A 26,785-nucleotide genomic window follows, 5' to 3' on the forward strand; every position below is an offset into this window, starting at 1 on the left:
ACTTATTATTTAGTAGCTTTTTTCTTGTTTGCAACTGTCTTACGTTTACCTTTACGTGTACGTGAGTTGTTTTTAGTACGTTGACCACGAACTGGTAAATGCTTACGGTGACGTAAACCACGGTAACAACCAATATCCATCAAACGTTTGATGTTCAATTGAACCTCAGAACGCAATGCACCTTCTACTTTGATCTCATCGTTGATGATTGTACGAATAGCTGCTAATTGATCATCGTTCCACTCTGAAACTTTCACGTCTTGACTAATACCTGCTTTTTCTAAGATATAAGCCGCAGTATTACGACCAACACCAAAAATGTAGGTAAGGCCAATAATACCTCTCTTGTTTTTAGGTAAATCTATACCTGATATCCTTGCCATATAAAATTTTAAGCGATTTTTTAATTAATTATCCCTGACGTTGTTTATACTTAGGGTTCTTTTTGTTGATTACAAAAATCTTTCCTTTACGACGGATAATTTTACAATCCGCACTACGTTTTTTTACTGATGCTCTTACTTTCATTTTACTAAATTGTTAAGCTCCTCTCAGAGCAATATCTATTTATAACGATATGTTATTCTTCCTTTAGTTAAATCATACGGAGACATTTCTAATTTCACTTTGTCTCCAGGTAGAATTTTGATATAATGCATTCGCATTTTGCCAGAAATATGCGCAATAATTTCATGCCCATTTTCTAATTCTACACGGAACATAGCATTAGATAATGCTTCTCTGATAACACCGTCTAGTTCTATAGAGGCTTGTTTAGCCATAAATCAAATACTTGTTTAATTCACACAACCTGCAGTTAACAGGAGTGCAAAGATAAATAAAAAATATTGAATACCAACTACTTTTCACTCAAAACTTTTTCAATCGCTTCAAAATTTAACAAAATATCTGGTGTTCCTTTTCGTATAGCTACCATCTGTTCAAAGTGAGCAGATAATTTACCATCGACCGTACTAACCGTCCATCCGTCATCCCAAAACTTAACACCAGCTTTACCTGCATTGATCATCGGTTCAATACAAATAATAAGACCTTTATCTAATTTTGGACCAGAACCACGCTTACCGTAATTTGGCACTTCGGGTTTTTCATGCAAATGAAGTCCCACACCGTGCCCTACTAATTCACGAACGATTCCGAAATTGTAAGGTTGAACATACTCTTGAATAGCTGAAGAAATATCCCCTACTCTTTTTCCTGCAACAGCCTGCTCAACGCCCTTCTGTAAGGAAGCTTTCGTAACATCAAGCAAAGATTGTGCTTCTTTTGAAATTTCACCTATTCCAAACGTATATGCCGAATCCGAAATAAAACCGTTAAGATTTACTCCCCCATCAACAGAAACTAAATCACCGTCCTTAATAATGTAGTTAGATGGAATACCATGCACTACTTGATCATTGACAGATATACATAATGAATTAGGAAAGCCATGATAATTCAAAAATGCAGGTGTACCACCGTTATCCTTAATAAACTCAAATGCTAAAGCATCTAATTCTAAGGTAGTCATACCTGGCTTAATAACCTTGGCAATTTCAACAAGCAACTGCGAAAGTACATTTGCTGACTCTCGCACTTGCTCGATTTGTTCTTCAGTTTTATATATAACTTTAGACATCTAAAGAATTAAATAGCTGATTTATCATATCCTTCAACACCTACTGCAGAACGGCCTTTAACACGTCCCGTTTTCATCAATCCATCATAATGACGCATTAATAAATGAGATTCAATTTGTTGAAGTGTATCTAATACAACACCTACTAAAATTAATAGAGATGTTCCTCCATAGAAATGTGCAAATTGATTATTTACACCAGCTGCACTCGCGATAGAAGGAAGTATTGCGATAATCGCAATAAAGATAGCACCCGGGAAAGTAATACGAGAGATTACATTATCTATAAACAAATTCGTATCATATCCTGGTTTAATACCTGGTACAAAACCTCCATTTTTCTTCATATCTTCAGACATCTGCTGCGGATTAACCATAATAGCCGTATAAAAGAACGTAAAAGCAATAATTAATATTGCGAATGTCACATTATACTCTATCGAGGTAAAATCTGTCAAAGCAGTTAGAAAGTCAGATTGAAGAGTCGGGAAAAACTGTCCTAAAGACATCGGTAAAAACATAATTGCTTGCGCAAAAATAATAGGCATTACCCCAGCAGCATTAACCTTTAACGGTATATACTGACGAACACCGCCCACTTGTTTATTACCTACAATTTTCTTTGCATACTGCACAGGGATTTTACGTACCCCTTGTACAATCAAAATAGTAAATATAACTACAAAGAATAAAGCAATTCCCTCAATCAATAAAGGAATAATACCACCACCTCCACTCATGCGTGAAGCCCATTCTTGCGCAATACCTGCAGGAAGTTGAGCAATGATACCCGCCATGATAATTAGAGAGACACCATTACCAATACCCTTATCGGTGATTTTCTCACCCAACCACATCACAAACAATGTACCCGCAGTCAAAACTAAAGCCGAAAGAATAGTAAACATAGGATCAGCAATTGTTTTTGCTCCTGGTTCGATTTGTGTTTTCACATATGCGATAGCCTGAACAATAGTAATTGCTAATGTCAAATAACGAGTTATCTGATTCATTTTTTTACGACCCGATTCACCTTCCTTTTGCATTTTTTGAAACGCAGGAACAGCAATCCCCAATAATTGTACAACGATCGATGCAGAAATATACGGCATAACGCCTAAAGCAAAAATGGCAGATCTAGAAAAGGAACCTCCTGAAAACATATTCAAGATCCCTAAAAGACCCTCCTTCTGCTGTGTAACTAACGCATCAGGATTAACACCTGGTAATACCACGTGACATCCCACACGATAAATAAGAAGAAATAGTAATGTATTTATAATACGATTACGTAAATCTTCGATTTTCCATATATTGGTTAAGGTTGTGATTAGTTTTTTCATGTATTAAAGTTTTACGGTAGAACCACCTGCTGCTTCAATAGCTTTTTGAGCAGTAGCTGAAAATGCATGCGCTTTAACTTCAACTTTAGCAGTAAACTCGCCACGACCCAAAATTTTAACTAAGTCATTTTTAGAAACTAAACCATGTGCTTTTAATGTATCAAAATCAACAACTGTTAAATTGTGTTTCTCTACTAATGCTTGTAAAACATCTAAGTTTACACCATTATATTCTACACGATTAGCATTTTTGAAACCAAACTTAGGTACACGACGTTGCAAAGGCATTTGACCACCTTCGAAGCCTATTTTAGTAGAGTGACCTGAACGAGATCCAGCTCCTTTATGACCACGAGTAGAAGTACCACCACGACCAGAACCTTGACCACGACCAATACGTTTTCTGTTTTTTGTTGAACCAAATGCTGGTTTTAAATTACTTAAGTTCATCTTTTAAACTAAGATTATGTTGCGCCTTCGCTTTCACTAAACAGGACACAACGATTAACAAATAAATTATAAATAACTAATGGAAAGGATCAAGATCCTTTCCATAGTATACTTTTTTAGATTGCTTCTACAGCTACCAAATGGTTTACTTTACGTACCATTCCGATAATAGCTGCTGTAGCTTCCAATTCTACTGAGTGATTGATTCTTTTCAAACCTAATGCCTCAATAGTTTTCTTTTGGCGCTCGCTTCTGTCGATAACGCTCTTTATCTGGGTGATTTTGATTTTTGCCATGATAATTAACCGTTAAATACTTTATTTAAATCGACACCGCGGTGCTGAGCTACTGTATATGCATCACGCATACTTGATAATGCATCAATAGTTGCTTTCACTACGTTGTGCGGGTTTGATGATCCTAATGATTTAGCTAATACGTCTTTAATACCAGCTGATTCTAATACTGCACGCATTGCACCACCTGCTAATACTCCTGTACCACCTACAGCTGGTTTAATTAATACTGAACCACCTGAATATTTACCATACTGCTCGTGAGGAACTGTACCGTGAATAATAGGAACTTTTACTAAGTTTTTCTTAGCATCATCGATACCTTTAGTGATCGCTTCAGTTACCTCTTTAGCTTTACCTAAACCATAACCAACGATACCGTTTTCGTCACCAACAACAACGATAGCAGAGAAACTGAAAGTACGACCACCTTTAGTTACTTTAGCTACGCGTTGGATGCTTACTAAGCGATCTTTTAATTCAATTTCGCTTGATTTTACTCTTTTAATATTGCTTAATGCCATTTTTTCTATCGATTAAAAGTCTAAACCGCCTTCGCGAGCACCTTCTGCCAATGATTTAACACGGCCGTGGTATAAGTACCCATTACGGTCAAAAACTACTTTGCTAATACCTGCTGCTACTGCTCTCTCGGCAACTAATTTACCTACAGCTTTAGATTGATCTACTTTGTTACCAGCTTCTACGAAATCTTTTGCTAAGCTTGAAGCTGAAGCCAAAGTTTTACCTGTAGAATCATCAATTACTTGCGCATAGATACCTTTGTTAGATCTAAAAACTGATAAACGTGGACGTGCAGTTGTTCCAGCTAGGGTTTTTCTAATTCCTTTTTTGATTCGCTCTCTGCGAGATGTTTTACTTCCTGCCATGGTTATTATTTTTTAGCTGATTTACCTGCTTTTCTTCTTAATACTTCACCTACGAACTTAACACCTTTACCTTTGTATGGTTCTGGCGCACGGAAGCTGCGGATTTTCGCGGCTACTTGTCCGATTAATTGTTTGTCAATTGACTCCAATGTGATAGTTGGGTTTTTACCCTTTTCAGCAGTTGTTATAACAGTAATTTCCTTTGGCAATACAAAAACGATCTGGTGAGAGAAACCTAATGTTAACTCTAATGTATTACCAGTGTTTGAAGCACGGTAACCTACACCGACTAACTCTTGCGTAGTTTTGTAACCTTCGGTTACACCGATAACCATGTTACTGATTAATGAGCGGTATAAACCGTGTAATGCTTTGTGTTTCTTTTGTTCTGTAGGACGAGCTACGATGATGTTACCATCTTCTTCTGTAACTGTAATGTCGCTATCTACTTTTTGTGTTAATTCACCTTTAGGACCTTTAACTGTTACCAGATTCTTATCTGATACAGTTACCGATACTCCCGAAGGAATAGCGATAGGTGCTTTTCCAATTCTTGACATTTTCTTGTGTGTTTTTTTCCTAGATTAATAAACGAAACATAGTACTTCACCACCTACATTCTGTAAGCGAGCTTCCTTATCTGTCATAACTCCTTTAGAAGTTGACAAAACAGCAATACCCAAACCGTTCAAAACGCGAGGTAAGTTATCAACACTTGCATACTTTCTCAAACCAGGTTTACTCACACGTGTCAAAGTGCGAATAGCCGGTACTTTGCTAATTGGGTTATACTTTAACGCAATTTTGATAGAACCTTGAGGTCCTTCTTCTACGAATTTGTAATTAGCAATGTAACCTTTATCAAAAAGAACTTTAGTAATTTCTTTTTTAAGGTTCGATGCAGGAATTTCAACAACCCTGTGGTTGGCCTTAATGGCATTCCTTACTCGTGTAAGGTAATCCGCTATTGGATCTGTATTCATTATGATATAATATTATGACAACGGTTTCTTCGGTTCTTCATCGCGAAGACCTGTTATCGGTTAACAAAAATTTTTGCAATGCAAAAAAACCCTGATAAATCCGTTCTCAGGATTTATCCGGGCAAAAGTAATTTTTTTTTATGAAATTACCAAGAAGCTTTTTTAACCCCCGGGATTTTTCCATCTAATGCCATCTCACGGAATGTTACACGAGAGATACCAAATTGACGCATATATCCTTTAGGACGTCCTGTTAATTTACAACGGTTGTGTAAACGTACAGGTGAAGCATTTTTTGGTAATTTGTCTAATCCAGCGTAATCACCAGCTGCTTTAAGCGCTTCGCGTTTAGCTGCAAATTTAGCTACCAATTTCTGACGCTTTACTTCGCGTGCTTTTACTCCTTCTTTAGCCATTGTTGTTCGTATTTTGATTTTTGAATGGTAAACCGAATTGTTTTAATAATTCCAAAGCTTCGATATCGTTTCCAGCAGAAGTTACGAAAGTAATATCCATACCGGAAATTTTATTGATTTTATCAATATCAATCTCTGGGAAAATAATTTGTTCAGTGATACCTAAGTTATAGTTACCTCTTCCATCAAAACCCTTATCATTGATACCGCGGAAATCACGGATACGAGGCAAAGATACAGCGATCAAACGATCTAAAAATTCAAACATCATGTTGTCACGTAATGTAACACGAGCACCAACAGGCATTCCTTTACGAAGTTTGAAGTTAGAGATATCTTTCTTTGATTTTGTTGCAACAGCTTGTTGACCAGTAATCAAAGTTAACTCAGCGATAGCGTTGTCAATTAATTTTTTGTCTGCAGTAGCAGCACCTACACCTTGTGATACAACTATTTTCTCAAGTTTCGGAACTTGCATAACGCTTTTATACTGGAATTTTTCTTTAAGCGAAGTGCGAATTTCTTCCGCATATTTTGCTTTTAATCTTGGTACGTAAGTCATTATTTAATTTCCTCCCCTGATTTTTTAGCGTAACGAACAATTTTTCCTTCTGCATTAACTTTACGGCCAATACGAGTTGTTTCACCCGTTTTAGCGTCGATTAAAGCTAAGTTAGAGATGTTGATAGCAGCCTCTTTCTCGATAATACCACCTTGAGGATTAGCTGCGCTTGGTTTAGTGTGTTTTTTAACTTTGTTAGCGCCTTCAACGATAGCTCTGTTAGCATCCACTAAAACTTGCAATACTTTTCCTTGAACACCTTTAGAGTTACCAGCGATAACTTTCACTAAATCACCTTTTTTAATTTTGATTTTGTGAGTTGTTTTTGTTTTTTGTGCCATAATTATAAAACCTCCGGTGCTAGTGATACAATCTTCATGAACTGCTTCTCACGTAATTCACGAGCCACTGGGCCGAAAATACGAGTTCCACGAGGTTCATCGTTATTATTTAATAATACTGCAGCGTTGTCATCGAAACGAATGTAAGAACCATCTTTACGACGGATTTCTTTTTTCGTACGAACAACTACTGCCTTAGAAACTGATCCTTTTTTCACGTTTCCTGAAGGTGTAGCGCTCTTCACAGATACAACAATCTTATCACCGATTGATGCATAACGCTTACGCGTACCACCCAATACACGGATTACTAAAACTTCTTTAGCACCGCTATTGTCAGCTACATTAAGTCTTGATTCTTGTTGTACCATGTTATTTAGCTCTTTCTAAAATTTCTACTAATCTCCAGTTCTTTGTCTTACTCAGCGGACGAGTTTCCATAATTAATACCGTATCGCCGATACCGCAGGTATTAGTTTCGTCATGAGCTTTAAATTTAGTAGTTTTCTTAACGAATTTACCGTAGATAGGGTGTTTCACTTTACGCTCAACTGTAACTACGATAGATTTGTCCATCTTATTGCTAACTACTAAGCCGATTCTTGTTTTTCTTAAATTTCTTTCCATTTCGACTTAATTTTTACGCCTCAGAGGCTGTTTCAGATTTTGCTGCGTTTTTACGTTTCGAAATCTCTGTAGAGATACGAGCGATATTTTTGCGAGCTGCTTTAAGAATATTTGGATTCTCGATAGCAGAAACAGCGTGTGCAAATTTTAACTTGTTTAAAGCAGCTTTTTCTTCTACAAGCTTAGCTGTTAAACCTTCTGTTGTTAATTCTACGATTTCTGAATTATTCATTTTTTTCAGTTTTATGCTGGGTTATCGCTTAGTTATATATTGCCTCGCGAGTAACGGTCGCGAGGCTAACAATTGACATTACCAACGATTTTTATGCTTCAACGTAGTCTCTACGTATAACAAACTTAGTTTGTACCGGTAATTTTTGAGCAGCTAAACGTAATGCTTCTTTAGCAACTTCTAAAGGCACACCTTCTGCTTCAAATAACATACGGCCTGGGCGTACAACTGCTACCCAATACTCAGGAGCACCTTTACCTTTACCCATACGTACCTCTGCAGGCTTTTTAGTAACCGGTTTGTCAGGGAAAATACGGATCCATACTTGACCTTCACGCTTCATAAAACGTGTTACCGCAATACGAGCTGCCTCGATCTGACGGCTAGTGATCCATGCTTCTTCCAGTGACTTGATACCGAAAGAACCGAAAGCTAATTCTACTCCACGTGAAGCATTACCTTTCATACGGCCTTTCTGCATCTTTCTGAACTTCGTTCTTTTTGGCTGTAACATGTTCGAATTTTATTTAAATCCCATCTAAGATGGGATATTTTTTAAATCTTATTATTTAATTAACCTTTATTAGCACCACCACGGTTGTTTCCACCACGGTTTCCACCACGATTGTTGTTGTCACGACGACCACCACGGTTTCCACCACGGTTGTCACGACGGTCTGCACCGCCTTCGTTACCACCACGAGTTTTAGTGTTAGAAGTTTGACCAATGTTAGGAGATAAGTCACGTTTACCGTAAACTTCACCTTTACAGATCCATACTTTGATACCAATTTTACCGTAAGTAGTTAAAGCTTCTGCTAAAGCATAGTCGATATCAGCACGCAATGTATGCAAAGGAGTTCTTCCTTCTTTGTATTGCTCTGTACGCGCCATCTCAGCACCACCAAGACGACCTGAACACATGATTTTGATACCTTCTGCACCCATACGCATTGTTGAAGCGATAGAAGTTTTCATTGCACGACGGAATGAAATACGTGCCTCTAATTGCTTAGCTACACCTTCTGCTACTAACTTAGCATCTAATTCTGGACGCTTGATCTCGAAGATGTTAATTTGAACATCCTTTTTAGTCAATTTCTTTAACTCTTCTTTGATCTTGTCAACTTCCTGACCACCTTTACCAATAACGATTCCTGGACGAGCCGTGTGAATCGTAACTGTAATGCGTTTTAAAGTTCTTTCGATAACAACTTTTGCTACACCACCTTTAGCGATACGAACAGAAAGATATTTTCTGATTTTTTCGTCCTCAACTAATTTATCGGAATAGTTTTTTCCTCCGAACCAATTAGAATCCCATCCTTTGATGATACCTAACCTGCTACCTATTGGATTTGCTTTTTGTCCCATTCTATAATAAATTAGTTGTTAACGTTATTTAAACTATCTACTATCAAAGTAACGTGATTAGAACGCTTACGAATTCTATAACCACGACCTTGTGGAGCTGGGCGCAATCTTTTCAATTGACGACCACCACCTACAGATACTTCTTTTACAATCAAAGCACTATCAGCTACCGAAGAACCTTCGTTTGCAGCTTCCCAGTTTTTAATTGCTGATAATAACAATTTTTCAACACGTGCTGCCGCTTCTTTGCTTGAATGCTTAAGAATATAAAGAGCGTTTTCTACCTTCTCGCCACGGATAAGATCCACTACTAAACGCATCTTGCGAGGAGAAGTAGGGCAATTTAATAATTTGGCAGTAGAGGCTCCTCCTACTTGAGCTTTTTCCTGCTCTTTGCGTTGTCTTATTAAGACAGACTTTTTAAGTTTTTTTGTTGCTTCCATTACCTATTATTATTTTTTCTTTTCTGCGTGGCCTTTGAATGTACGCGTAGGCGCAAATTCACCAAGCTTGTGACCGACCATATTTTCTGTTACATAAACAGGGATAAATTTATTCCCATTGTGCACTGCGAAGGTATGGCCAACAAAATCAGGTGAAATCATTGATCTACGAGACCATGTCTTGATTACCGATTTTTTGTTAGTTTCATTCTGAGAAAGAACTTTTCTTTCCAAGTTATGATCGATATAAGGACCTTTTTTAATTGAACGAGCCATTATTTTTTCCTTCTTTCAATGATGTAACGATTTGATGCTTTCTTCTTGTCGCGTGTTTTGAAGCCTTTAGCTAACACACCTGTACGTGAACGAGGGTGACCTCCTGAAGTACGACCTTCACCACCACCCATAGGGTGATCGACAGGGTTCATAGCAACACCACGTACACGAGGACGACGGCCTAAGTGACGTTTACGACCAGCTTTACCTAATACTTGGTTAGCTTTTTCAGCATTTGATACTGAACCGATAGTCGCAACACATGTCAATAAGATCATACGAACTTCGCTTGAAGGTAATTTGATAATTGCATATTTACCATCACGCGCAGACAATTGAGCATAAGTACCAGCCGAACGCGCGATTGAAGCACCTTGACCAGGGTTCAATTCGATGTTGTGGATGATAGAACCCAAAGGAATGTTTGCTAATGGCAATGTATTACCAACTTCTGGGGCAACTTTCTCACCTGCAATTACAGTCATACCAACTTGTAATCCTGTAGGAGCGATGATGTAACGTTTCTCACCATCAGCGTAGTGCAATAAAGCAATACGTGCAGTACGGTTTGGATCGTACTCGATAGTGGCAACTGTTGCTGGGATTTCTTTTTTATCGCGTTTGAAATCAATGATACGGTAAACTTTTTTGTGTCCACCACCAATATAACGCATAGTCATTTTACCGGTTTTATTACGACCGCCTGATCTTTTGTTTGCACCTACTACTAATGTTTTCTCAGGAACGTTTGTAGTAACGTCAGAATAGTCAGCGCCTACTCTGAAACGCGTACCAGGGGTTACCGGTTTGAATCTTTTAACTGCCATTTTTTAATTATATAACACTGTAAAAGTCAATAGTTTCACCATCATTAATTGTAATGATAGCTTTTTTATACTTAGGAGCTCTACCAGATACTAAACCAGCTTTAGTGTTACGGCTTTTTGCTTTACCCGCAACTACCGCTGTATTTACTGCTACTACTGTAACACCAAACATAGCTTCAATAGCTGTTTTAATCTGAATTTTGTTCGCTCTGTGATCTACTTTGAAAGCATAACGGTTTAATTTTTCCGTTAACATTGAAGCTTTCTCAGTTAAGATAGGTTTTTTAATAATTTCCATATTACTTAGCTAATGCTTCCTCCAAAGTTTTAACAGTGTCTGTAGTTAACAATAATTTAGTAGCGTTCAATACATCATATGTATTTAACTCTGCTGCTACTATAACTTTTGCTTTCTTCAAATTTCTGCTTGATAAATAAACATTGTTATCATAAGCTGGCAAAACCAATAAAGTTTTTTCGTCAGCCAAATTCAACGCGTCTACTAAAGCAACATAGTTTTTAGTTTTGATAGAGTCAAAAGTAACTGCATCTAAAACGACAACATTGTTTTCTTGTGCTTTGTAAGATAACGCTGATTTACGAGCTACTTGCTTTAATTTTTTGTTCAATTTAAAGCTGTAGTCACGAGGTTGAGGACCGAATACACGACCACCACCATTAAACAATGGAGATTTGATAGAACCCGCACGAGCACCACCAGTACCTTTTTGTTTGTGTAATTTACGAGTAGAACCCGAGATTTCGTTACGTTGTTTAGACTTGTGAGTACCTTGGCGTTGGTTCGCTAAGTATTGTTTCACATCTAAATAGATAGCATGGTCGTTTGGAGTTACACCGAAAACTGCTTCAGGCAGTTGCACCTTGGCACCTGTTTCTTTACCTGATAAATTTAATACTTTAACTTCCATCTCTACTATTTGTCTAAGATTACGTAAGAACCTTTAGCTCCTGGTATAGAGCCACTAACAACAATAAGGTTTTTGTCAGCGTAAACTTTCAATACTTGTAAGTTTTGAACTTTCACTCTGTCACCACCCATACGACCTGCCATGCGCATTCCTTTGAATACACGTGAAGGCCATGAAGCAGCACCAATTGAACCTGGAGCACGTAGTCTGTTGTGCTGACCGTGAGTCGCACCACCTACACCACCAAATCCGTGACGCTTCATTACACCTTGAAAACCTTTACCTTTAGAAGTACCAACTACATCTACATACTCGCCTTCAGCAAATAAAGTTACATCAATTGTGTCTCCTAGTTGTTTCTCATCTTGAAAAGTTTTGAATTCAACTAGTTTACGCTTAGGAGTTACTCCCGCTTTCGCGAAGTGTCCTTTTAAAGGAGCCGACGTATTCTTCTCCTTGGCATCATCATAGCCAAGTTGAATAGCCGAATAGCCGTCCTTCTCTACCGTACGTATCTGCGTTACCACGCACGGCCCAGCCTCGATTACTGTACATGGGATGTTCTTCCCATCAGCGTTGAACAGGCTGGTCATTCCTACTTTTTTACCAATAATTCCTGACATGTTATAAATTAAATTAATTAAAGTCCATCGAAGCAGTAGGGCTTCGCTCAAGACACATTTCCCCCAATAAGGGACTGCAAAAGTACAAAGAATTTTATAACTATCAAATAATTAGCTGATTATTTTTTAATATTTTTCCAATAATAAATGAAAAACGCTAATTACTTAAAAAGCAAATTCTATAATAGGTGAATATTTTAACTTAGAGATGGTACAATAGATCAAACAATGACCTCCTTAATAGCGCATAGATGGCATTAATAGCTAAAGCACAGAAATTCCGTACTTCATATAAGCCCACAAAAATAACAACACACGTACACCGCACACAATAAAGACAAATAGACAAATTAAATAATAACCAGCAGCTTCCATTATACGACCACTTACAGTGAAAACATAAATTTCCGTAAAAAAATAGGATAATTACTAAAAAGGTCTTGCTACAAATGACAGCAAGACCTTTTAAAATTGCGCTTCCGCACAATAGTATTTATTTAAATATTAATATTGCCCCGTATTGAGCATTACCAACGTACATGCATTGATAGTTTCTATATTTTTATCTTGCAACATTTTCTCTAACTCTTCGTTCTCAGCTCCAGGATTAAAAATGACACGCTTAGGATTTGTTGCTAAAATATAATCATAATAGGCAGGTTGATTATTAGCACCTATATATACTGTAATAGTATCTATATCTGTATAAATATAATCTGGAGATTCTATAGCGACACCAGCCACCTCTCCTATCTTACGACCGACATTTACAATTGGATAGCCTTTACGAAACAACTTATTAGCGACCAAATAAGAGTACCTTGCCGGATTAGTACTAGCTCCCAAAACTAAAGTTTTTTTCATATTTAAGTATTTATGATTTATTTACTCCGTATAACCACCATTAGAGTCATACGCATTCTGCCTTAAAACTGGCATTTCCAATATTTTATATAATTCATCTAAGTTTGTTAAACTACCATTCGCCATGTTTGACAATAGAACAATAGTCACATCATTGGTTAAATCTCGAACAAAAAGAGTTTTAAAACCATGCCACCAACCTGTATGATACACCACTTTAGCATTAGGTGTATTAAAAGTACGCCAGCCATAGCCATAACTAAAGGCGCCTCTTTTTGCTTCAGAGCGAGGTTTGTAAGCAGAATCTAACACTGCTGTATCTAATAATCTACCATCCTTTAGCGCCCTATCGAACAAATACATATCGCGAACGGTACTATATATACCCTTATCACCGACTGTACCATCCAAATAATCTTGCACTACAGATCTACGCCAAACCTTATCATGACCGATTACATTAGTAGGAATTTTATCGTATTTAACTTTAGATAATGCAGCTGTATTCTTCATACCTATCGGCTGAAAAATATTCTCTTGCATATAAATATCAAAATCCTTGCCAGAAACTTTCTCTATAATTGCACCTAAAAGCATATAATTAGAGTTATTGTAATGAAATCTTCCATCAGGCTTACCTTCTCTATTAGGTTTACCTTCAATAATCAAATTAATAGCTTCATTATTTGACATCCCCTTACGCTTATCTTTCCATATCCTATCTACATAGTATACATAGTTCGGCAACCCCGAACGGTGTGTCAAAAGATGTCTTACAGTGACTCCAGGAAATGGAAATCCAGGGTACAATGAATCAACAGGCGTTTCAAGGCGTAACTTACCTTGTTCAATCAACTGCAAAGTCGCAACCGCAGTAAACGTTTTGGAGACAGATGCTAATTCAAACTTAGAATCAATATTCAAACTATCTCTCATCAAATAATTAGCCCAACCAAAAGAGTTTTGATATAAAATCTTCCCCTTTTTTGCGATTAATACATTCCCATTAAATGCGGAACGATTATGCAGCTTATGCATAAACTCATCAATCCGGGGATCGACTTGTGACGGATCATATAATAAAGCAATGCTATCAAGATTAGCTTGCAATTGTAGAATTTCTTCTTGTTTTTTAGCTTCACTTTTACAAGAAAAAAGAAAGATGGAAATAAATAAATAATAATATAGGATTCTCACGAAATAGTTTTTTTTAGCGCTAAACATTCAATATAGCAAGTCTAATAAAAACTACTTATTAAACCAAAAAAGGAAGCGACTTTATTAAGATAAAGTCGCTTCCTTTTATAAATATGTACGAATTATTAATTATGCCAATAAACGAATCGGCGCTTCTAATAAAGCTTTTAATGTTTGTAAGAATTGGGCACCGGTCGCACCATCTACAACACGGTGATCACAACCTAATGTTAATTTCATAACATTACCTGGTACCACTGCGCCATTTTTAACAACTGGTATTTGCTGAATAGCACCTACAGAGAGAATAGCACCATCAGGAGAATTTATAATAGATGTAAACTCATCAATACCAAACATCCCTAAATTAGATACTGTAAATGTAGATCCTTCCCAATCAGCAGGGGTTAATTTTTTAGCTTTAGCTTTACCTGCGAAATCTTTCACTTCAGCTGAGATATGAGACAATGTCTTACCATCCGCAAAACGAACAACAGGAACTAATAAGCCATCTTCAACAGCCATAGCTACACCAATATTAGTGTGTTCATTGAATCTGATTTTATCACCTTGCCATGATGAATTAACAGCAGGATGTTTTTTCAATGAAGCCGCAACAGCTTTAATTACCATATCATTGAAAGAAATCTTCACAGGAGCAACCTCATTAATCTGAGCACGAGCAGCGATAGCATTATCCATATCGATACTTACTGTCAAATAGAAATGTGGTGCTGTAAACAATGACTCTCCTAAACGACGAGCGATTGTTTTACGCATTTGTGAAACATTTACTTCTGTATATCTCTCTTCTCCAACTACTGTAGGAAGCGTAATACCTTTTGATTCAGATTTTACAGTTTCTGCTGCAGGAGCAGCTACAGCTGTAGGAACAAAGTTTTCTACATCTTTCTTCACGATACGTCCACCGTCAGCCGAACCTTTTACATCATTCAAGTTAATACCTTTGTCTTTGGCGATTTTACGCGCTAAAGGAGAAGCTTTAACTCTAGAATCATCTGTAGAAGTAGACGCCGCAACTGGACTATTAGCAGCAGCAACTTCTTCTTTCTCTTCTACTACTGGAGTTGAAGGTGCCGAAGCCGCTGTTTTTTGGTTCAATAAAGGCGTAATATCTGTACCTGCAGGGCCTACAATAGCAATGATATCATTTACTTTTGCTGCTTCACCAGCTTCTAAACCGACGTACAATAACGTACCATCAGCATAAGCTGTTACTTCCATAGTCGCTTTATCAGTTTCTACATCTGCAATAGCATCGTCCGATTTAATAGAGTCACCTACTTTGAAGTTCCATTGTGCAATAACACCTTCCTTCATAGTGTCACTCAATAATGGCATAGTAACAACAGTACAACCCAATTCTTCAGGAGTAACTGTGCTTGTCACAGGTGCCTCAGTATTTGCAACTTCCTCTTTAACGTCTTCTGTTGCAACAGGAGCCGCATCAGCAGACAATAAAGCTTGAAAATCTTCACCTGGTTCGCCCAATACAGCTATTACAGCATCAATAGCTACTGATTCGCCTTCTTTAGGACCAATATATAACAATGTACCTTCTTGATAAGACTCAAAATCCATTGTTGCTTTATCCGTTTCGATCTCTGCTACAAGATCGCCCGAATTTACTTTATCACCTACTTGTTTGTGCCATTTCGCGATCACACCCTCTGTCATGGTGTCGCTCATTTTAGGCATTTTAATTACTTCAGCCATGTATTTATAGTCGATTGTCTCTAAAAACCTTATTAATATTGAATTAGTCCATTACAAATGGGTAGTCCTCTTGCACATAAATATCTTTGTACAATTCATCTACTGATGGATAAGGGGATTCTTCAGCAAATTTTACGGAAGCTTCTACCACTTGTTTTACTTCTGCTTCTACAGCTGCAAACCAAGCATCATCAGCATATTTATTTTCTAAGATAGCATGCTTTGTAGATAACAATGGATCTCTTCCTTTATATTCTTCTAATTCTTCTTTAGTACGATATTTAGCAGGATCTGACATCGAGTGACCTTTATAACGGTAGGTACGTATCTCTAAAAACGTAGGGCCTTCACCTGCGCGAGCACGTTGAACTGCCTCATCCATCGCATTATGAACTGCTGCTGGATCCATACCATCTACAGGCATACTTGGCATATCAAAACCTAAACCAATTTTATAAATATCCTGCATGTTAGTCGTACGCTTTACCGAAGTACCCATTGCATAGCCATTGTTCTCACAAACAAAGATTACAGGCAAGTTCCAAAGCATAGCCATATTGAATGTTTCATTCAAAGCTCCTTGACGCACTGCGCCATCACCCATGAAACAAACATTAACATTGTCAGTACCTAAATATTTTTCAGCAAAAGCAAGACCAGCTCCTAAAGGAATTTGGCCGCCCACGATACCGTGTCCACCCATCATGCCATGCTCCTTAGAGAAAAAGTGCATTGAACCACCTTTACCTTTAGAACATCCAGTAGCTTTACCGTACAATTCAGCCATACATGCATCCGCAGAAACGCCTTTCGCTAATGCTTGAGCGTGATCACGATAAGATGTAATAAATGTATCTGAAGGTCTAGTTGCAGAAACGGTTCCAGCTACTACAGCCTCTTGACCGATATACAAATGACAAAATCCACGGATTTTTTGTTGTCCGTATAATTGACCTGCCTTTTCTTCAAATTTACGCATAAGTAACATTGACTTATACCACTCTAGATATGTTTCTTTTGTTATAGGTGTTGAACTCATTATAAAGTATTGTTTCTTACTTAACCGACTACAAATCTAATAATTTATCTCGATAGTTTGACGTATTTAAATGCAGTAATTAAGTAATTTTTGTCATATTTGGATAAAACAATTGTTAAAGCCATGCTAAACAAACATTCCCAATTGTAAATATCTGTTTACACAAAATCTTATTTCAACTTATCGATCAAATCTTCAATCGTCACCTTTATTTGATCACCACTTTCCATATTTTTTAAGGTTAACAAACCAGATTGTTGCTCTTCCTCACCTACCAACAACACAAAAGGAATATTTTTTGCATCGGCATAACTCATCTGTTTTTTCAACTTTGCAGCTATCGGATAAAGCTCAACAGCTATCTCTTCCTGACGCAAACGCCCTAAAATAGGCAATGTATATTTCTCTATTTCTTTATCAAAGTTTACGATAAGTAATTTTGTATTGGTCGCATTAGATACAGGATAAAGGTTTAATTCTTCCAAAACATCGTAAATACGATCAGCCCCAAACGACACACCAACACCCGTCAAATCTTTCAATCCAAACATCCCTGTAAGATCGTCGTAACGACCACCACCACCAATACTACCCATCGCTACTTCATTGGTCTTGACTTCAAAAATACAACCTGTATAATAGTTCAACCCACGTGCTAAGGTAATATCCACCTCTACAGATGTATCTAAGACACTATCGTTAGCTCCAAAAGCTTTTATATATGCAAATACTTCTTCAATTTCTTGAATACCTTTTAATCCATTATCCGAAGAAGCGAGAACAGTTTTAAGGGCTTGTAATTTATTATAATTTGTACCTTCTAAAAGAATGATTGGTTTTAAAATATCAAGATCTTCTTGCGCAAAACCTCTTTCTAGTAATTCCTTATTAACACCGTCAAGTCCGATTTTATCCAATTTATCAATGGCTACCGTCATATCGACAATTAACTCGGGCTTACCAATTATCTCAGCTATACCCGTAAGTATCTTTCTATTATTAATTTTAATAGTAAAATCCTTAAGCCCCAAAGCTTTTAGTGCTTCGTGATAAATCAATATAAACTCTGCTTCATTCAATAAAGAGTCAGAACCTACAACATCAACATCACATTGGTAAAATTCTCTATAACGACCTCGCTGCGGACGATCTGCACGCCAAACAGGTTGAATCTGAAAACGCTTGAAAGGTAAAGCTATATCATTTTGATGCATCACAACATAACGCGCGAATGGCACTGTCAAGTCATAGCGTAATGCTTTTTCTGAAATTTGAGGTATTAACTTAGTAGAGTTTTTTTCCTCTAATAAAGCAGTGGATGCCTTAGATAAATAATCTCCAGAATTAAGGATCTTAAAAATTAATTTATCCCCTTCATCACCATATTTACCTGTTAAGGTAGATAAATTTTCAAATGATGGAGTCTGAATTTCACTGTATCCAAATTTTTTGAATACGGTTTTTAATGTATTAAAGATGTAATTTCTTTTCTCCATCTCGACAGGAGAGAAATCACGAGTTCCTTTTGCTAATGATGGTTTTATTGCTGCCATACCGCAAAGGTAAGATAACAAAGTGAATAAGAAAAAAAGATTGCGCTATTGTGAAATTAAACAGTCTCTAATATTCTCAAAAACTCACAGGCCTTTTCTGCGGCTATTTTTTCAGCACTTTTTTTGCTGAAGTCTCTACCCAAACCACAGACTTCACCAGCTACTACCACTTGAACACTAAACATTTTTGCTGACTCTCCCTCGGGATTATCTACCTGCACAAAACTAACCTCTTTGCCTTCATGTTGACACCATTCAATCAAACGGCTTTTAAAGTTTGTCTCCGTATTTTCTAAAGTATGAATATCTACATGAGGCTTTATAATACGCGTCAACAAAAATTCACGCGTAAACTGATAACCCTTATCTAAATATACTGCTCCGATTAATGCTTCAAAAGCATCTCCCAACAAAGACCCTTGTTTACTAGGATACGAAATCATCCTAGAATCGTACTGAATAAGCTTTTCAAAACCTAACTTTCGAGACAATAAGTTCAGGTTGGATCTAGAAACTATCTTCGAACGCATTTCTGTTAAGAAACCTTCATCTTTATAAGGATAAAGCTTAAATAACAACTCTGCCACAACAGAACCAAGCACTGCATCACCTAAAAACTCTAGACGCTCATTACTATTCTTTACACCTTCTTTGATCGGTTTGGCAACAGATTTGTGCCTAAAAGCCATGTGATAAAGCTTCAGATTACCCGGCACAAAACCTAAGATATTCTTTAACTTCTTATAATAAGCTCTATTAGAGGAAAGATATAATTTATAAAGTCTTATAGACATACAAAAATCAGCAAAAAGAAGAATAGGTAGCTGAAGAAACTACCTATTCATCCTTAATATTTTTTCAATAGTTCATTACGGTTTATACTTCTTAACGATGACAGTAGCATTGTGCCCGCCAAAGCCAAATGTATTACTCAAAGCCGCATTTACTACACGTTTTTGAGCCGTATTAAACGTAAAATTCAATTTATTATCAATCTCTGGATCGTCCGTGAAGTGATTTATTGTAGGAGGTACAATATCATGCTTTACAGCCATAATTGAAGCAATAGCTTCAATAGCTCCTGCGGCACCTAACAAGTGTCCTGTCATTGATTTTGTCGAGCTAATATTTAACTTATATGCATGCTCGCCAAATAAATCTACTATCGCTTTACTTTCACTAACGTCACCTACTGGTGTAGATGTGCCATGAACATTGATATAATCGATATCTGAAAATTGCATCTCCGCATCATTGATAGCCATAGTCATTGCTAACTTAGCGCCCAACCCTTCGGGATGCGATGATGTAATATGATGTGCATCTGCACTCATACCGCCACCAACTACTTCAGCATAGATTTTTGCTCCTCGAGCCAATGCATGTTCAAGACTTTCTAATATAATAGCACCCGAACCTTCACCAGATACAAAACCATCTCGATCTTTATCGAATGGTCGTGATGCTGTCTTAGGATCGTCGTTTCTTGTAGAAAGTGCATGCATAGCATTAAATCCTCCAATACCAGCGTCATTGACTGTAGCTTCAGATCCTCCAGTGATAATAATATCAGCTCTACCCATACGGATATACGTAAAAGCATCAATCATAGCATTGGTAGAAGAAGCACAAGCAGACACTGCAGAGAAGTTAGGACCTCTTAAACCATGTCTCATAGAAATGTGACCTGGTGCAATATCAATAAGCATCTTTGGAATAAAGAAAGGATTGAAACGAGGAGTACCCTCGCCACGTGCATAATTAGCTACTTCTTCTGTAAAAGTAGTAAGTCCGCCAATTCCTGACCCCCAAATAACGCCAATACGGTTTCTATCTAGCTTATCAAAGTCTAGTCCTGCGTCTTTCACAGCTTCATCTGTGGAAGCAATCGCATACTGAACAAAAGGATCCACTTTACGTGCTTCCTTGCGATCCATAAATTCATGTGGATCGAAACCCTTTACCTCACAGGCAAACTGAGTTTTAAATTTTGACGCATCAAAATGCGTAATAGGAGCAGCCCCACTTACACCATTGATCAACGCTTCCCAAAATTCGGGTAACGTATTTCCGATAGGTGTAAGTGCGCCTAATCCTGTTACAACTACTCTCTTAAGCTCCATTTATTATATTTGGCCTAATAAAATTAGTTAGTTAACGTTTTTTTCTAAATAATCAATTGCTTGACCAACAGTGCTGATGTTTTCAGCTTGGTCATCAGGAATTGCAACGTTGAATTCTTTCTCGAACTCCATGATCAACTCAACTGTATCAAGTGAGTCTGCACCTAAATCATTCGTGAATGAAGCTTCTGGTGTCACTTCGTTTTCGTCTACACCTAACTTTTCAACGATAATTGCTTTTACTCTTGATGCGATATCTGACATGATTCTATAATTTAATTGTTTAATAAATCTGTGCAAAGAAAAATAAATTTCACCAAAAATCAAACCTTTTTAATTTTTCAGTGAAAATAAAGAACGTAACAAATACAACACTAAGCATTTAGCCCATGTAACTATTATACTACCAAGTATACAAAAAGTAACATATTTATACAAAAAAACTTTCACTTAATAAAAATGGCCTATAAAATTAGCCATGAAGTTAAACAGAAAATGTTGTAATTTTGAGCATTATCAATACCTTAAAAAATTGAACAAGATAACTTTCAAATTAGATATTGACGTCGACGGAGAATTAGACTTTAACCTGATTGGGATAAGTTCATCACTACGAGATTATAGACTTTGCCATTTTATCAATAAATATACAGGCTTAAATTTTATCTATGGTAAGGAGTCACCGATAGATCATAATGGCAATTTAAAAAACAAGACTGCCGAAGAATTAGACTTTCACATTGTTTATGATACAAAGGGTAAAATGAAATCAGACAATAAACATCATTTTCAAATGTATCGATATTGTTGCGAACAGTTCAATTTTGAGTATTATATTATAAATAATAAAAGTCAAGAAAATGGTGTGCTAATACCTGAGGCAGTGAATTTTGATTACTTCATGATAATAAAACACTACATAGATATGGAGGATTTGAACAACCTAATACACAACCTAAAAGCTATTGACAAAATTATGTTGGTAAAAGAAATTGACCCTACTCTATTGAAATCTAAAGAAAATCTAATATTTTAGCAACTTATTACCAAGAGTGTACATTATACACTAGAAATAATAAAACCTAAAATTTGTCAAACGAATTAGAAATTAAGTCGTAGACAGTTAAAATTATATTGACATCAAATGAAAAAGATTCAAAAAAAAACTAAAATAGTAGCAACATTAGGTCCTGCGTCTGCTAAAAAAGAAGTGTTAACACAAATGATTGCAAAAGGTGTCGACATTTGTAGACTTAACTTTTCGCACGGAAGCCAAGAAGACCACTTAAAAGTAATCAATACCATTAACGAAATTAACGCTGAACATCCTTTCAATGTCGGTATTTTGGCCGATTTACAAGGTCCAAAAATTCGTATTGGAAAAATGAAAGAAGGAGGTGCTATTTTAGTTAATGGGTCTACTGTGGAAATCACAACAGAAGAACTTATCGGTGATGAGAAAAGAATTTACATTACGTATGATAACTTCCCTAATGATGTAAATGAAAATGAAATTATCTTATTAGATGATGGTAAATTACAGTTACGTGTAATCTCTACAAATCAGAAAGATACTGTAATGTGTGAGGTTGTTCACGGAGGCGTTTTAACATCACGTAAAGGTGTAAACTTACCAAATACTAAAGTTTCTATCCCATCCCTAACAGAAGAAGATTTAGACAACTTAAACTTCGCTTTAGATCATGGTGCTGACTGGATCGCAATGTCATTTGTACGTTCAGCAGAAGATATCGTTCAATGTAAGAAAATCATTGCTGCTAAAGGTAGTCATGCTAAAGTAATTGCAAAAATTGAAAAACCAGAAGCTATTGACAACATTGATGCGATCATCGAAGCTACAGACGCTATAATGGTTGCTCGTGGAGACTTGGGTGTCGAGATGCCAATGGAAGTAGTACCGGGATTACAGAAAATCATCGTTCAAAAATGTCGTGATTTATCGAAGCCTGTTATTATCGCGACGCAAATGTTGGAAAGTATGATTACTACACCACGCCCAACACGTGCCGAGGTAAATGATGTTGCTAACTCTGTATTAGACGGAGCAGATGCTGTGATGTTAAGTGGCGAGACTTCAGTAGGTGAATTCCCTGAAATCGTTATCGAAACAATGGCAAAGATTATTACACATGTAGAATCTACATCTTATCCATATTACAGCTTAAAATCTAGTACATCACCAAATAGCACAATTATTCCTGATGCTATCTGTGGATCATCTATCTTCTTAGCAGAGAAAACAAATGCTTCAGCGATCGCTGTTATGACAGCTTCAGGCTACACTGCTTTTGAAATCTCCAGTTACAGACCAAATGCAAATATCTACGTATTTACAGGGCACAAAAACTTATTAAGACAATTGAGCTTAGTATGGGGTGTAAGTACATTTATTTACAAAAAATACGAAAGTACAGATGGTACTATTCAGGATGTAAATGACTTATTAAAAGAACTTCACTTGGTAGAACCAGGAGAAATCGTAATCAACACGGCTTCTACTCCATTACACCAAAAAGGTAAAACGAATACTATTCGCGTATCTGAAGTAAAATAATTAAACGATTCATATCGTAATCATAAATAAGGAGGTTATAAAATTTATAATCTCCTTTTTTTGTATCCCAAAAAGAATCTATTTATAATTATTTCACCATACTGTATGCCTTCTGGAATCTAGAAAATATCTATTGCCTAATCTTTCCGTCCACGGCATAGGCACTGGGTCACTCCTACTCAAATAGTCCCGCAGGTATGGATATACGTAACAGTTAATGAGGTAGAATCAGCTTCACGCTTTGTGAGCTTATTTTGTCCCATAAAACTATTTGTTGCTCTAGCTACATTCCCTACTAGATTGCCCAGCATCGGAGCTAATATCCTTTATGAAACGTTAACAAGACATGTATCTTCTTTATTCAATCGACCCTAAAAGCACAGGTCAATTGGTATATAGACTGATTTACTATTTTAAACAAACACTGTATCCTATCCCTATTCATTGAAAAAGACAGTAGAATCAGATGTTCCTATTTTTTTGTTATCTTGAGCATTAGCGATAGTACAAATACCTAAGAAGATTGTATCTAACCCTACATATTTCATGCTATAATCATTTTTAATAATAATTATATTAATTTTTATTAACAAACACATTAAAGGCCATGCTGTTAAATTGTGTTAAAAGAAAATTGAAGGCATCATACATTATTATTTTTGTAACAAATGAAAAAGAAAAGCATAGTCCTAATAATCTGGTTAATGTCAATAGCACTATTGGGTGTTGTTGCTATGCAATATTATTTTATCCGAGAAACATACCGCCAAAAATCTGCTTTATTTGATGAGGCTGTCAATACATCATTGGCAAAGGTAGCTTCCGAAATCGAAAAAAGTGAAGTTATAAATTACGCTCGAATCCAAGGCAATACAAATAGGCTCAAATATGAGGCCGAACAAGACAAGCAAAAAAAACTAGCTGAGCAACTAAAAATCCAGCGCCAAATAGAACTATTAAGCATTGAGCAGATTGAATCTATTCAGAAATTTAAGGAAGCGGAGGAAAGTTTAAAATCAATATTTCCCAATGCCACAGCAATCTCAAATTCTTTTTATGAAACATATTACAAGAAAAAACAAAACCGAAAATATATTGACATAAAATTAGTAGCTCAACCTGTACCAAACTCATCAATGATAGATTGGTTTGTGGATATAACTGCAACAAAAGAATTAACTTTACTACCATCCAAAGATGACTCTGTACGCTATATTGTTTCGGACATAGATATCAATTCAGGTGTTATTCGGGAATATCAAGTGGCTACATTACCACCTCGCTCCAATGAAAAAATCACGCTAAAATTAATTGAATTAAGAGATAAATTAAATATTTTAAATAAGGACTTTTTACGCAATGCAAAAAATGTATACGATACGATAGCAGCTATAAGTGGCAAAAAATCCGGAGTCGTTGAAGATGTAGCATTAAGTATTCAATTATCTAATAGACCACTTATAAGTCGTATTAATAAAAGCGTAGTACGTACATTGTTAACAAATGAATTGGAATCACGCGATATATATTCACCGTTTAATATTGAGATAAGAGACCGTCACAAATTAATTTTTCAAACGGCAGGCGCAGATTCCTCGAATTCACATACAAAATTTACACGCTATACAACAGCGTTATTCAAAGGAGATTTGGGTACACCAACAGGACGCTTGTCCATCTATTTTCCCAATAAAAAAGAAGTAATCGTTGACAATATGAGTTACCTAATACTCCCTACCATAGCGCTTTTCGCACTATTAATAGGCTGTTTTGCGTACACACTATCTATTATTTTCAAACAAAAGAAAATATCAGAAATAAAAAATGACTTCATCAATAACATGACTCATGAGTTCAAAACTCCTGTTGCAACTATCATGATTGCTAGTGAATCACTAAAAGACCCTGAAATTGCGAATAACGAAAAAAGAGTAAGTAAACTCGCAAACATAATATACGATGAGAATGTTCGATTAGGCAACCATATAGAACGTGTTTTGAACATTGCAAAACTAGAAAAGGAAAATCCAAAAATAGAACATGTTCAAGTTAGAATTAATGAGTTAGCAGAAGACGTATTAGATAGCATGAATCTGCAATTGCAAAAAGCTGGAGGAAGTTTACAAAAAGAATTAAAGGCGACCAACGATATTGTAATCGGCGATGAATTGCATCTTTCTAATGTATTGTTTAATTTAGTAGATAACGCTATTAAATACAGTCCCGACAAACCAGAGATAACCGTTAAAACCTTTAACAATAAGGATAACATTATAATCTGTGTATCCGATAAAGGGATGGGTATGAATAAAGAGCAACAAAATAAGATATTTGATCAATTCTATAGAATCCCGACAGGTAATGTGCACAATGTCAAAGGCTTTGGATTGGGCTTAAGCTATGTTAGCGATATTATAAAAAGGCTAAATGGCAAAATTCAAGTGAAAAGTGAAAAAGATAAGGGCACAACTTTTGAAGTAACTTTACCATTAGATAAATAAAATTGATCTAAAAAATTAAGACAGTAACAACTATGCAAAAAATATTACTAGCGGAGGATGATCCTAATTTAGGAGAGCTATTAAAAGATTATCTAGAATTAAAGGGTAAATACGATGTATCATTGTGTCAAGATGGTGATGAAGCTATTGAACAGTTTAAGAAAGAAAAATATGATTTATGTATTCTAGATGTAATGATGCCCAAAAAGGATGGATTTGCTGTCGGTAAAGAAATACGTAAAATCAACGAAACTATTCCAGTGATATTTGCTACTGCAAAAAGTATGATGGAGGATAAAACACGTGCCTTTGAACTAGGAGGCGACGATTATATCACCAAACCATTTCGTGTTGAAGAATTATTGCTCCGTATAAATGCTTTATTAAAACGTGTATCGAAAGAGAAAGATGAGGATGTCTCCGATAAATTTGAAATAGGAGACTATTTCTTTGACTATACGAGTCAGATAATCACCTTTAAAGGAAAACAACAAAAGCTTTCTACTAAAGAAGCAGAATTACTGCGTTTACTTTGTTTAAAGAAAAATGATGTATTGACACGTGAAGAGGCCTTAGTTAAGATATGGCATGATGACAATTACTTCACAGGTCGAAGTATGGATGTATTCTTAAGTAAATTAAGAAAATACCTAAAAGAAGATTCTAATGTAGAAATTGTGAATGTCCATGGCAAAGGATATAAGCTGTTAGTGAGCTAATAGAAATATAAAAAAACTACAAAAAGAGGGACTTTATTATGCTAAACCCTCTTTTTGTATTCTTTACCAAGAGCCTAACATCAAATGAATCAAAAGATTTATTAAAAATATTTTATTAGCTAATCAGAATTTTTACGAAAGAAAATTCAACAATGAGACCATCTTACAATTAAGTATATTTAGGTTAGAGTGAATTCACTAAATTCAGCAATCAAACTTGCTC

General features: G+C 36.2%; 37 protein-coding genes. 4 read left to right on the forward strand and 33 right to left on the reverse strand.

Features of this window, described 5'->3' with window-relative positions:
• Window positions 1-5 precede the first annotated feature (5 nt).
• The 33 genes from rpsM to IP023_RS06530 form a co-directional block, all read right to left on the reverse strand.
• Entirely contained in the window at window positions 6-383 is a 378-nt protein-coding gene (gene rpsM, locus IP023_RS06370) for a 30S ribosomal protein S13 (protein WP_241789428.1), read from the reverse strand.
• Between the two features lie 28 nt (window positions 384-411).
• A complete protein-coding gene (gene rpmJ / locus IP023_RS06375; RefSeq protein ID WP_241789429.1) occupies window positions 412-528 on the reverse strand; it encodes a 50S ribosomal protein L36 in 117 nt (38 codons plus the stop codon).
• A 35-nt stretch (window positions 529-563) separates the two neighbouring features.
• Window positions 564-782 (reverse strand): translation initiation factor IF-1, encoded by a 219-nt coding sequence (gene infA, locus IP023_RS06380; RefSeq protein WP_225551602.1) that lies wholly within the window; start codon window positions 780-782, stop codon window positions 564-566.
• Window positions 783-859: 77 nt separating this feature from the next.
• Complete coding sequence (gene map, locus IP023_RS06385) at window positions 860-1,642, reverse strand: type I methionyl aminopeptidase (protein ID WP_241789430.1); 783 nt, start codon at window positions 1,640-1,642, stop codon at window positions 860-862.
• A gap of 8 nt (window positions 1,643-1,650) precedes the next feature.
• Window positions 1,651-2,985 carry a preprotein translocase subunit SecY gene (gene secY, locus IP023_RS06390; RefSeq protein WP_241789431.1) on the reverse strand — a complete coding sequence of 445 codons (1,335 nt, stop codon included), beginning with the start codon at window positions 2,983-2,985 and terminating at the stop codon, window positions 1,651-1,653.
• A gap of 3 nt (window positions 2,986-2,988) precedes the next feature.
• Entirely contained in the window at window positions 2,989-3,435 is a 447-nt protein-coding gene (gene rplO, locus IP023_RS06395; RefSeq protein WP_241789432.1) for a 50S ribosomal protein L15, read from the reverse strand.
• A gap of 116 nt (window positions 3,436-3,551) precedes the next feature.
• Window positions 3,552-3,731 carry a 50S ribosomal protein L30 gene (gene rpmD / locus IP023_RS06400; protein ID WP_241789433.1) on the reverse strand — a complete coding sequence of 60 codons (180 nt, stop codon included), beginning with the start codon at window positions 3,729-3,731 and terminating at the stop codon, window positions 3,552-3,554.
• A gap of 5 nt (window positions 3,732-3,736) precedes the next feature.
• Window positions 3,737-4,255, reverse strand: coding sequence for a 30S ribosomal protein S5 (rpsE, locus tag IP023_RS06405; protein WP_241789434.1), 519 nt, complete (start codon window positions 4,253-4,255; stop codon window positions 3,737-3,739).
• Between the two features lie 12 nt (window positions 4,256-4,267).
• Window positions 4,268-4,621 carry a 50S ribosomal protein L18 gene (rplR, locus tag IP023_RS06410; RefSeq protein ID WP_241789435.1) on the reverse strand — a complete coding sequence of 118 codons (354 nt, stop codon included), beginning with the start codon at window positions 4,619-4,621 and terminating at the stop codon, window positions 4,268-4,270.
• A gap of 5 nt (window positions 4,622-4,626) precedes the next feature.
• Complete coding sequence (gene rplF, locus IP023_RS06415; protein WP_241789436.1) at window positions 4,627-5,181, reverse strand: 50S ribosomal protein L6; 555 nt, start codon at window positions 5,179-5,181, stop codon at window positions 4,627-4,629.
• A 24-nt stretch (window positions 5,182-5,205) separates the two neighbouring features.
• Window positions 5,206-5,604: a 30S ribosomal protein S8 gene (gene rpsH, locus IP023_RS06420; protein WP_262914377.1), complete on the reverse strand. Its 399-nt coding sequence runs from the start codon at window positions 5,602-5,604 to the stop codon at window positions 5,206-5,208.
• Between the two features lie 146 nt (window positions 5,605-5,750).
• The gene (gene rpsN, locus IP023_RS06425) at window positions 5,751-6,020 is read right to left on the reverse strand and encodes a 30S ribosomal protein S14 (RefSeq protein WP_241789437.1); all 270 of its coding nucleotides are present in this window, start codon (window positions 6,018-6,020) and stop codon (window positions 5,751-5,753) included.
• A complete protein-coding gene (gene rplE / locus IP023_RS06430) occupies window positions 6,013-6,582 on the reverse strand; it encodes a 50S ribosomal protein L5 (RefSeq protein WP_241789438.1) in 570 nt (189 codons plus the stop codon). The genes rpsN and rplE overlap by 8 nt, the downstream gene beginning before the upstream one ends.
• Window positions 6,582-6,923, reverse strand: coding sequence for a 50S ribosomal protein L24 (gene rplX, locus IP023_RS06435; RefSeq protein ID WP_262914378.1), 342 nt, complete (start codon window positions 6,921-6,923; stop codon window positions 6,582-6,584). Before rplX ends, rplE begins: the two co-directional genes overlap by 1 nt.
• Window positions 6,924-6,925: 2 nt before the next feature.
• The gene (gene rplN, locus IP023_RS06440; protein WP_225551593.1) at window positions 6,926-7,294 is read right to left on the reverse strand and encodes a 50S ribosomal protein L14; all 369 of its coding nucleotides are present in this window, start codon (window positions 7,292-7,294) and stop codon (window positions 6,926-6,928) included.
• Between the two features lies 1 nt (window position 7,295).
• The gene (gene rpsQ, locus IP023_RS06445; RefSeq protein ID WP_066754754.1) at window positions 7,296-7,550 is read right to left on the reverse strand and encodes a 30S ribosomal protein S17; all 255 of its coding nucleotides are present in this window, start codon (window positions 7,548-7,550) and stop codon (window positions 7,296-7,298) included.
• Between the two features lie 13 nt (window positions 7,551-7,563).
• Window positions 7,564-7,782: a 50S ribosomal protein L29 gene (rpmC, locus tag IP023_RS06450; RefSeq protein WP_241789439.1), complete on the reverse strand. Its 219-nt coding sequence runs from the start codon at window positions 7,780-7,782 to the stop codon at window positions 7,564-7,566.
• Window positions 7,783-7,873: 91 nt separating this feature from the next.
• Window positions 7,874-8,296, reverse strand: a complete 423-nt coding sequence (rplP, locus tag IP023_RS06455) for a 50S ribosomal protein L16 (RefSeq protein ID WP_241789440.1) — start codon at window positions 8,294-8,296, stop codon at window positions 7,874-7,876.
• Window positions 8,297-8,355: 59 nt separating this feature from the next.
• Window positions 8,356-9,156, reverse strand: coding sequence for a 30S ribosomal protein S3 (rpsC, locus tag IP023_RS06460; RefSeq protein WP_241789441.1), 801 nt, complete (start codon window positions 9,154-9,156; stop codon window positions 8,356-8,358).
• 11 nt (window positions 9,157-9,167) lie between these two features.
• A complete protein-coding gene (gene rplV / locus IP023_RS06465) occupies window positions 9,168-9,599 on the reverse strand; it encodes a 50S ribosomal protein L22 (RefSeq protein WP_241789442.1) in 432 nt (143 codons plus the stop codon).
• A 9-nt stretch (window positions 9,600-9,608) separates the two neighbouring features.
• Window positions 9,609-9,875: a 30S ribosomal protein S19 gene (gene rpsS, locus IP023_RS06470; protein ID WP_132777943.1), complete on the reverse strand. Its 267-nt coding sequence runs from the start codon at window positions 9,873-9,875 to the stop codon at window positions 9,609-9,611.
• A complete protein-coding gene (rplB, locus tag IP023_RS06475) occupies window positions 9,875-10,702 on the reverse strand; it encodes a 50S ribosomal protein L2 (protein WP_241789443.1) in 828 nt (275 codons plus the stop codon). The genes rpsS and rplB overlap by 1 nt, the downstream gene beginning before the upstream one ends.
• Window positions 10,703-10,709: 7 nt before the next feature.
• Window positions 10,710-11,000: a 50S ribosomal protein L23 gene (gene rplW, locus IP023_RS06480; RefSeq protein ID WP_241789444.1), complete on the reverse strand. Its 291-nt coding sequence runs from the start codon at window positions 10,998-11,000 to the stop codon at window positions 10,710-10,712.
• 1 nt (window position 11,001) lies between these two features.
• Window positions 11,002-11,631 carry a 50S ribosomal protein L4 gene (rplD, locus tag IP023_RS06485; RefSeq protein WP_241789445.1) on the reverse strand — a complete coding sequence of 210 codons (630 nt, stop codon included), beginning with the start codon at window positions 11,629-11,631 and terminating at the stop codon, window positions 11,002-11,004.
• Window positions 11,632-11,636: 5 nt separating this feature from the next.
• Window positions 11,637-12,254, reverse strand: a complete 618-nt coding sequence (gene rplC / locus IP023_RS06490; protein ID WP_241789446.1) for a 50S ribosomal protein L3 — start codon at window positions 12,252-12,254, stop codon at window positions 11,637-11,639.
• 504 nt (window positions 12,255-12,758) lie between these two features.
• Complete coding sequence (locus IP023_RS06495; RefSeq protein WP_241789447.1) at window positions 12,759-13,118, reverse strand: CoA-binding protein; 360 nt, start codon at window positions 13,116-13,118, stop codon at window positions 12,759-12,761.
• A 21-nt stretch (window positions 13,119-13,139) separates the two neighbouring features.
• The gene (locus IP023_RS06500) at window positions 13,140-14,315 is read right to left on the reverse strand and encodes a serine hydrolase domain-containing protein (RefSeq protein WP_241789448.1); all 1,176 of its coding nucleotides are present in this window, start codon (window positions 14,313-14,315) and stop codon (window positions 13,140-13,142) included.
• A 129-nt stretch (window positions 14,316-14,444) separates the two neighbouring features.
• On the reverse strand, window positions 14,445-16,052 hold the full coding sequence (locus IP023_RS06505) for a dihydrolipoamide acetyltransferase family protein (protein ID WP_241789449.1): 1,608 nt from the start codon (window positions 16,050-16,052) through the stop codon (window positions 14,445-14,447).
• A 43-nt stretch (window positions 16,053-16,095) separates the two neighbouring features.
• Complete coding sequence (gene pdhA, locus IP023_RS06510) at window positions 16,096-17,091, reverse strand: pyruvate dehydrogenase (acetyl-transferring) E1 component subunit alpha (RefSeq protein WP_241789450.1); 996 nt, start codon at window positions 17,089-17,091, stop codon at window positions 16,096-16,098.
• A gap of 170 nt (window positions 17,092-17,261) precedes the next feature.
• On the reverse strand, window positions 17,262-18,644 hold the full coding sequence (hisS, locus tag IP023_RS06515; RefSeq protein ID WP_241789451.1) for a histidine--tRNA ligase: 1,383 nt from the start codon (window positions 18,642-18,644) through the stop codon (window positions 17,262-17,264).
• Window positions 18,645-18,700: 56 nt separating this feature from the next.
• Window positions 18,701-19,438, reverse strand: coding sequence for a ribonuclease III (rnc, locus tag IP023_RS06520; protein ID WP_241789452.1), 738 nt, complete (start codon window positions 19,436-19,438; stop codon window positions 18,701-18,703).
• Window positions 19,439-19,513: 75 nt separating this feature from the next.
• Window positions 19,514-20,767 carry a beta-ketoacyl-ACP synthase II gene (gene fabF / locus IP023_RS06525; RefSeq protein WP_241789453.1) on the reverse strand — a complete coding sequence of 418 codons (1,254 nt, stop codon included), beginning with the start codon at window positions 20,765-20,767 and terminating at the stop codon, window positions 19,514-19,516.
• Between the two features lie 27 nt (window positions 20,768-20,794).
• Window positions 20,795-21,031, reverse strand: a complete 237-nt coding sequence (locus IP023_RS06530) for an acyl carrier protein (protein ID WP_241789454.1) — start codon at window positions 21,029-21,031, stop codon at window positions 20,795-20,797.
• 214 nt (window positions 21,032-21,245) lie between these two features.
• Between IP023_RS06530 and IP023_RS06535 the strand changes: the two genes are divergently transcribed.
• The 4 genes from IP023_RS06535 (at window position 21,246) to IP023_RS06550 (ending at window position 26,562) form a co-directional block, all read left to right on the forward strand.
• On the forward strand, window positions 21,246-21,803 hold the full coding sequence (locus IP023_RS06535) for an IPExxxVDY family protein (RefSeq protein WP_241789455.1): 558 nt from the start codon (window positions 21,246-21,248) through the stop codon (window positions 21,801-21,803).
• 108 nt (window positions 21,804-21,911) lie between these two features.
• Window positions 21,912-23,342 (forward strand): pyruvate kinase, encoded by a 1,431-nt coding sequence (gene pyk, locus IP023_RS06540; RefSeq protein WP_241789456.1) that lies wholly within the window; start codon window positions 21,912-21,914, stop codon window positions 23,340-23,342.
• A 704-nt stretch (window positions 23,343-24,046) separates the two neighbouring features.
• Window positions 24,047-25,843, forward strand: a complete 1,797-nt coding sequence (locus tag IP023_RS06545) for a sensor histidine kinase (protein WP_241789457.1) — start codon at window positions 24,047-24,049, stop codon at window positions 25,841-25,843.
• 32 nt (window positions 25,844-25,875) lie between these two features.
• On the forward strand, window positions 25,876-26,562 hold the full coding sequence (locus IP023_RS06550) for a response regulator transcription factor (protein WP_241789458.1): 687 nt from the start codon (window positions 25,876-25,878) through the stop codon (window positions 26,560-26,562).
• The last annotated feature ends 223 nt before the right edge of the window (window positions 26,563-26,785 follow it).

The organism is Sphingobacterium rhinopitheci (assembly GCF_022627575.1).
Lineage (GTDB): Bacteria > Bacteroidota > Bacteroidia > Sphingobacteriales > Sphingobacteriaceae > Sphingobacterium > Sphingobacterium rhinopitheci.

Bases quoted from the DNA above. Each gene is read 5' to 3' on its own strand.
- map (WP_241789430.1), bottom strand. From the start codon at position 1,642: ATGTCTAAAGTTATATATAAAACTGAAGAACAAATCGAGCAAGTGCGA.
- pdhA (WP_241789450.1), bottom strand. From the start codon at position 17,091: ATGAGTTCAACACCTATAACAAAAGAAACATATCTAGAGTGGTATAAG.
- rplV (WP_241789442.1), bottom strand. From the start codon at position 9,599: ATGGAAGCAACAAAAAAACTTAAAAAGTCTGTCTTAATAAGACAACGC.
- rpsS (WP_132777943.1), bottom strand. From the start codon at position 9,875: ATGGCTCGTTCAATTAAAAAAGGTCCTTATATCGATCATAACTTGGAA.
- rplC (WP_241789446.1), bottom strand. From the start codon at position 12,254: ATGTCAGGAATTATTGGTAAAAAAGTAGGAATGACCAGCCTGTTCAAC.
- rpmD (WP_241789433.1), bottom strand. From the start codon at position 3,731: ATGGCAAAAATCAAAATCACCCAGATAAAGAGCGTTATCGACAGAAGC.
- IP023_RS06530 (WP_241789454.1), bottom strand. From the start codon at position 21,031: ATGTCAGATATCGCATCAAGAGTAAAAGCAATTATCGTTGAAAAGTTA.
- rnc (WP_241789452.1), bottom strand. From the start codon at position 19,438: ATGTCTATAAGACTTTATAAATTATATCTTTCCTCTAATAGAGCTTAT.
- rpmJ (WP_241789429.1), bottom strand. From the start codon at position 528: ATGAAAGTAAGAGCATCAGTAAAAAAACGTAGTGCGGATTGTAAAATT.
- IP023_RS06535 (WP_241789455.1), top strand. From the start codon at position 21,246: ATGAAGTTAAACAGAAAATGTTGTAATTTTGAGCATTATCAATACCTT.
- rpmC (WP_241789439.1), bottom strand. From the start codon at position 7,782: ATGAATAATTCAGAAATCGTAGAATTAACAACAGAAGGTTTAACAGCT.
- rpsN (WP_241789437.1), bottom strand. From the start codon at position 6,020: ATGGCTAAAGAAGGAGTAAAAGCACGCGAAGTAAAGCGTCAGAAATTG.
- rplD (WP_241789445.1), bottom strand. From the start codon at position 11,631: ATGGAAGTTAAAGTATTAAATTTATCAGGTAAAGAAACAGGTGCCAAG.
- rplF (WP_241789436.1), bottom strand. From the start codon at position 5,181: ATGTCAAGAATTGGAAAAGCACCTATCGCTATTCCTTCGGGAGTATCG.
- rplO (WP_241789432.1), bottom strand. From the start codon at position 3,435: ATGAACTTAAGTAATTTAAAACCAGCATTTGGTTCAACAAAAAACAGA.
- IP023_RS06545 (WP_241789457.1), top strand. From the start codon at position 24,047: ATGTCAATAGCACTATTGGGTGTTGTTGCTATGCAATATTATTTTATC.
- rpsH (WP_262914377.1), bottom strand. From the start codon at position 5,604: ATGAATACAGATCCAATAGCGGATTACCTTACACGAGTAAGGAATGCC.
- rpsM (WP_241789428.1), bottom strand. From the start codon at position 383: ATGGCAAGGATATCAGGTATAGATTTACCTAAAAACAAGAGAGGTATT.
- hisS (WP_241789451.1), bottom strand. From the start codon at position 18,644: ATGGCAGCAATAAAACCATCATTAGCAAAAGGAACTCGTGATTTCTCT.
- rpsC (WP_241789441.1), bottom strand. From the start codon at position 9,156: ATGGGACAAAAAGCAAATCCAATAGGTAGCAGGTTAGGTATCATCAAA.
- rplX (WP_262914378.1), bottom strand. From the start codon at position 6,923: ATGGCACAAAAAACAAAAACAACTCACAAAATCAAAATTAAAAAAGGT.
- rplE (WP_241789438.1), bottom strand. From the start codon at position 6,582: ATGACTTACGTACCAAGATTAAAAGCAAAATATGCGGAAGAAATTCGC.
- infA (WP_225551602.1), bottom strand. From the start codon at position 782: ATGGCTAAACAAGCCTCTATAGAACTAGACGGTGTTATCAGAGAAGCA.
- rplP (WP_241789440.1), bottom strand. From the start codon at position 8,296: ATGTTACAGCCAAAAAGAACGAAGTTCAGAAAGATGCAGAAAGGCCGT.
- IP023_RS06505 (WP_241789449.1), bottom strand. From the start codon at position 16,052: ATGGCTGAAGTAATTAAAATGCCTAAAATGAGCGACACCATGACAGAG.
- fabF (WP_241789453.1), bottom strand. From the start codon at position 20,767: ATGGAGCTTAAGAGAGTAGTTGTAACAGGATTAGGCGCACTTACACCT.
- rplB (WP_241789443.1), bottom strand. From the start codon at position 10,702: ATGGCAGTTAAAAGATTCAAACCGGTAACCCCTGGTACGCGTTTCAGA.
- IP023_RS06495 (WP_241789447.1), bottom strand. From the start codon at position 13,118: ATGAAAAAAACTTTAGTTTTGGGAGCTAGTACTAATCCGGCAAGGTAC.
- rpsQ (WP_066754754.1), bottom strand. From the start codon at position 7,550: ATGGAAAGAAATTTAAGAAAAACAAGAATCGGCTTAGTAGTTAGCAAT.
- IP023_RS06550 (WP_241789458.1), top strand. From the start codon at position 25,876: ATGCAAAAAATATTACTAGCGGAGGATGATCCTAATTTAGGAGAGCTA.
- secY (WP_241789431.1), bottom strand. From the start codon at position 2,985: ATGAAAAAACTAATCACAACCTTAACCAATATATGGAAAATCGAAGAT.
- rpsE (WP_241789434.1), bottom strand. From the start codon at position 4,255: ATGGCATTAAGCAATATTAAAAGAGTAAAATCAAGCGAAATTGAATTA.
- rplN (WP_225551593.1), bottom strand. From the start codon at position 7,294: ATGGTACAACAAGAATCAAGACTTAATGTAGCTGACAATAGCGGTGCT.
- rplR (WP_241789435.1), bottom strand. From the start codon at position 4,621: ATGGCAGGAAGTAAAACATCTCGCAGAGAGCGAATCAAAAAAGGAATT.
- pyk (WP_241789456.1), top strand. From the start codon at position 21,912: ATGAAAAAGATTCAAAAAAAAACTAAAATAGTAGCAACATTAGGTCCT.
- rplW (WP_241789444.1), bottom strand. From the start codon at position 11,000: ATGGAAATTATTAAAAAACCTATCTTAACTGAGAAAGCTTCAATGTTA.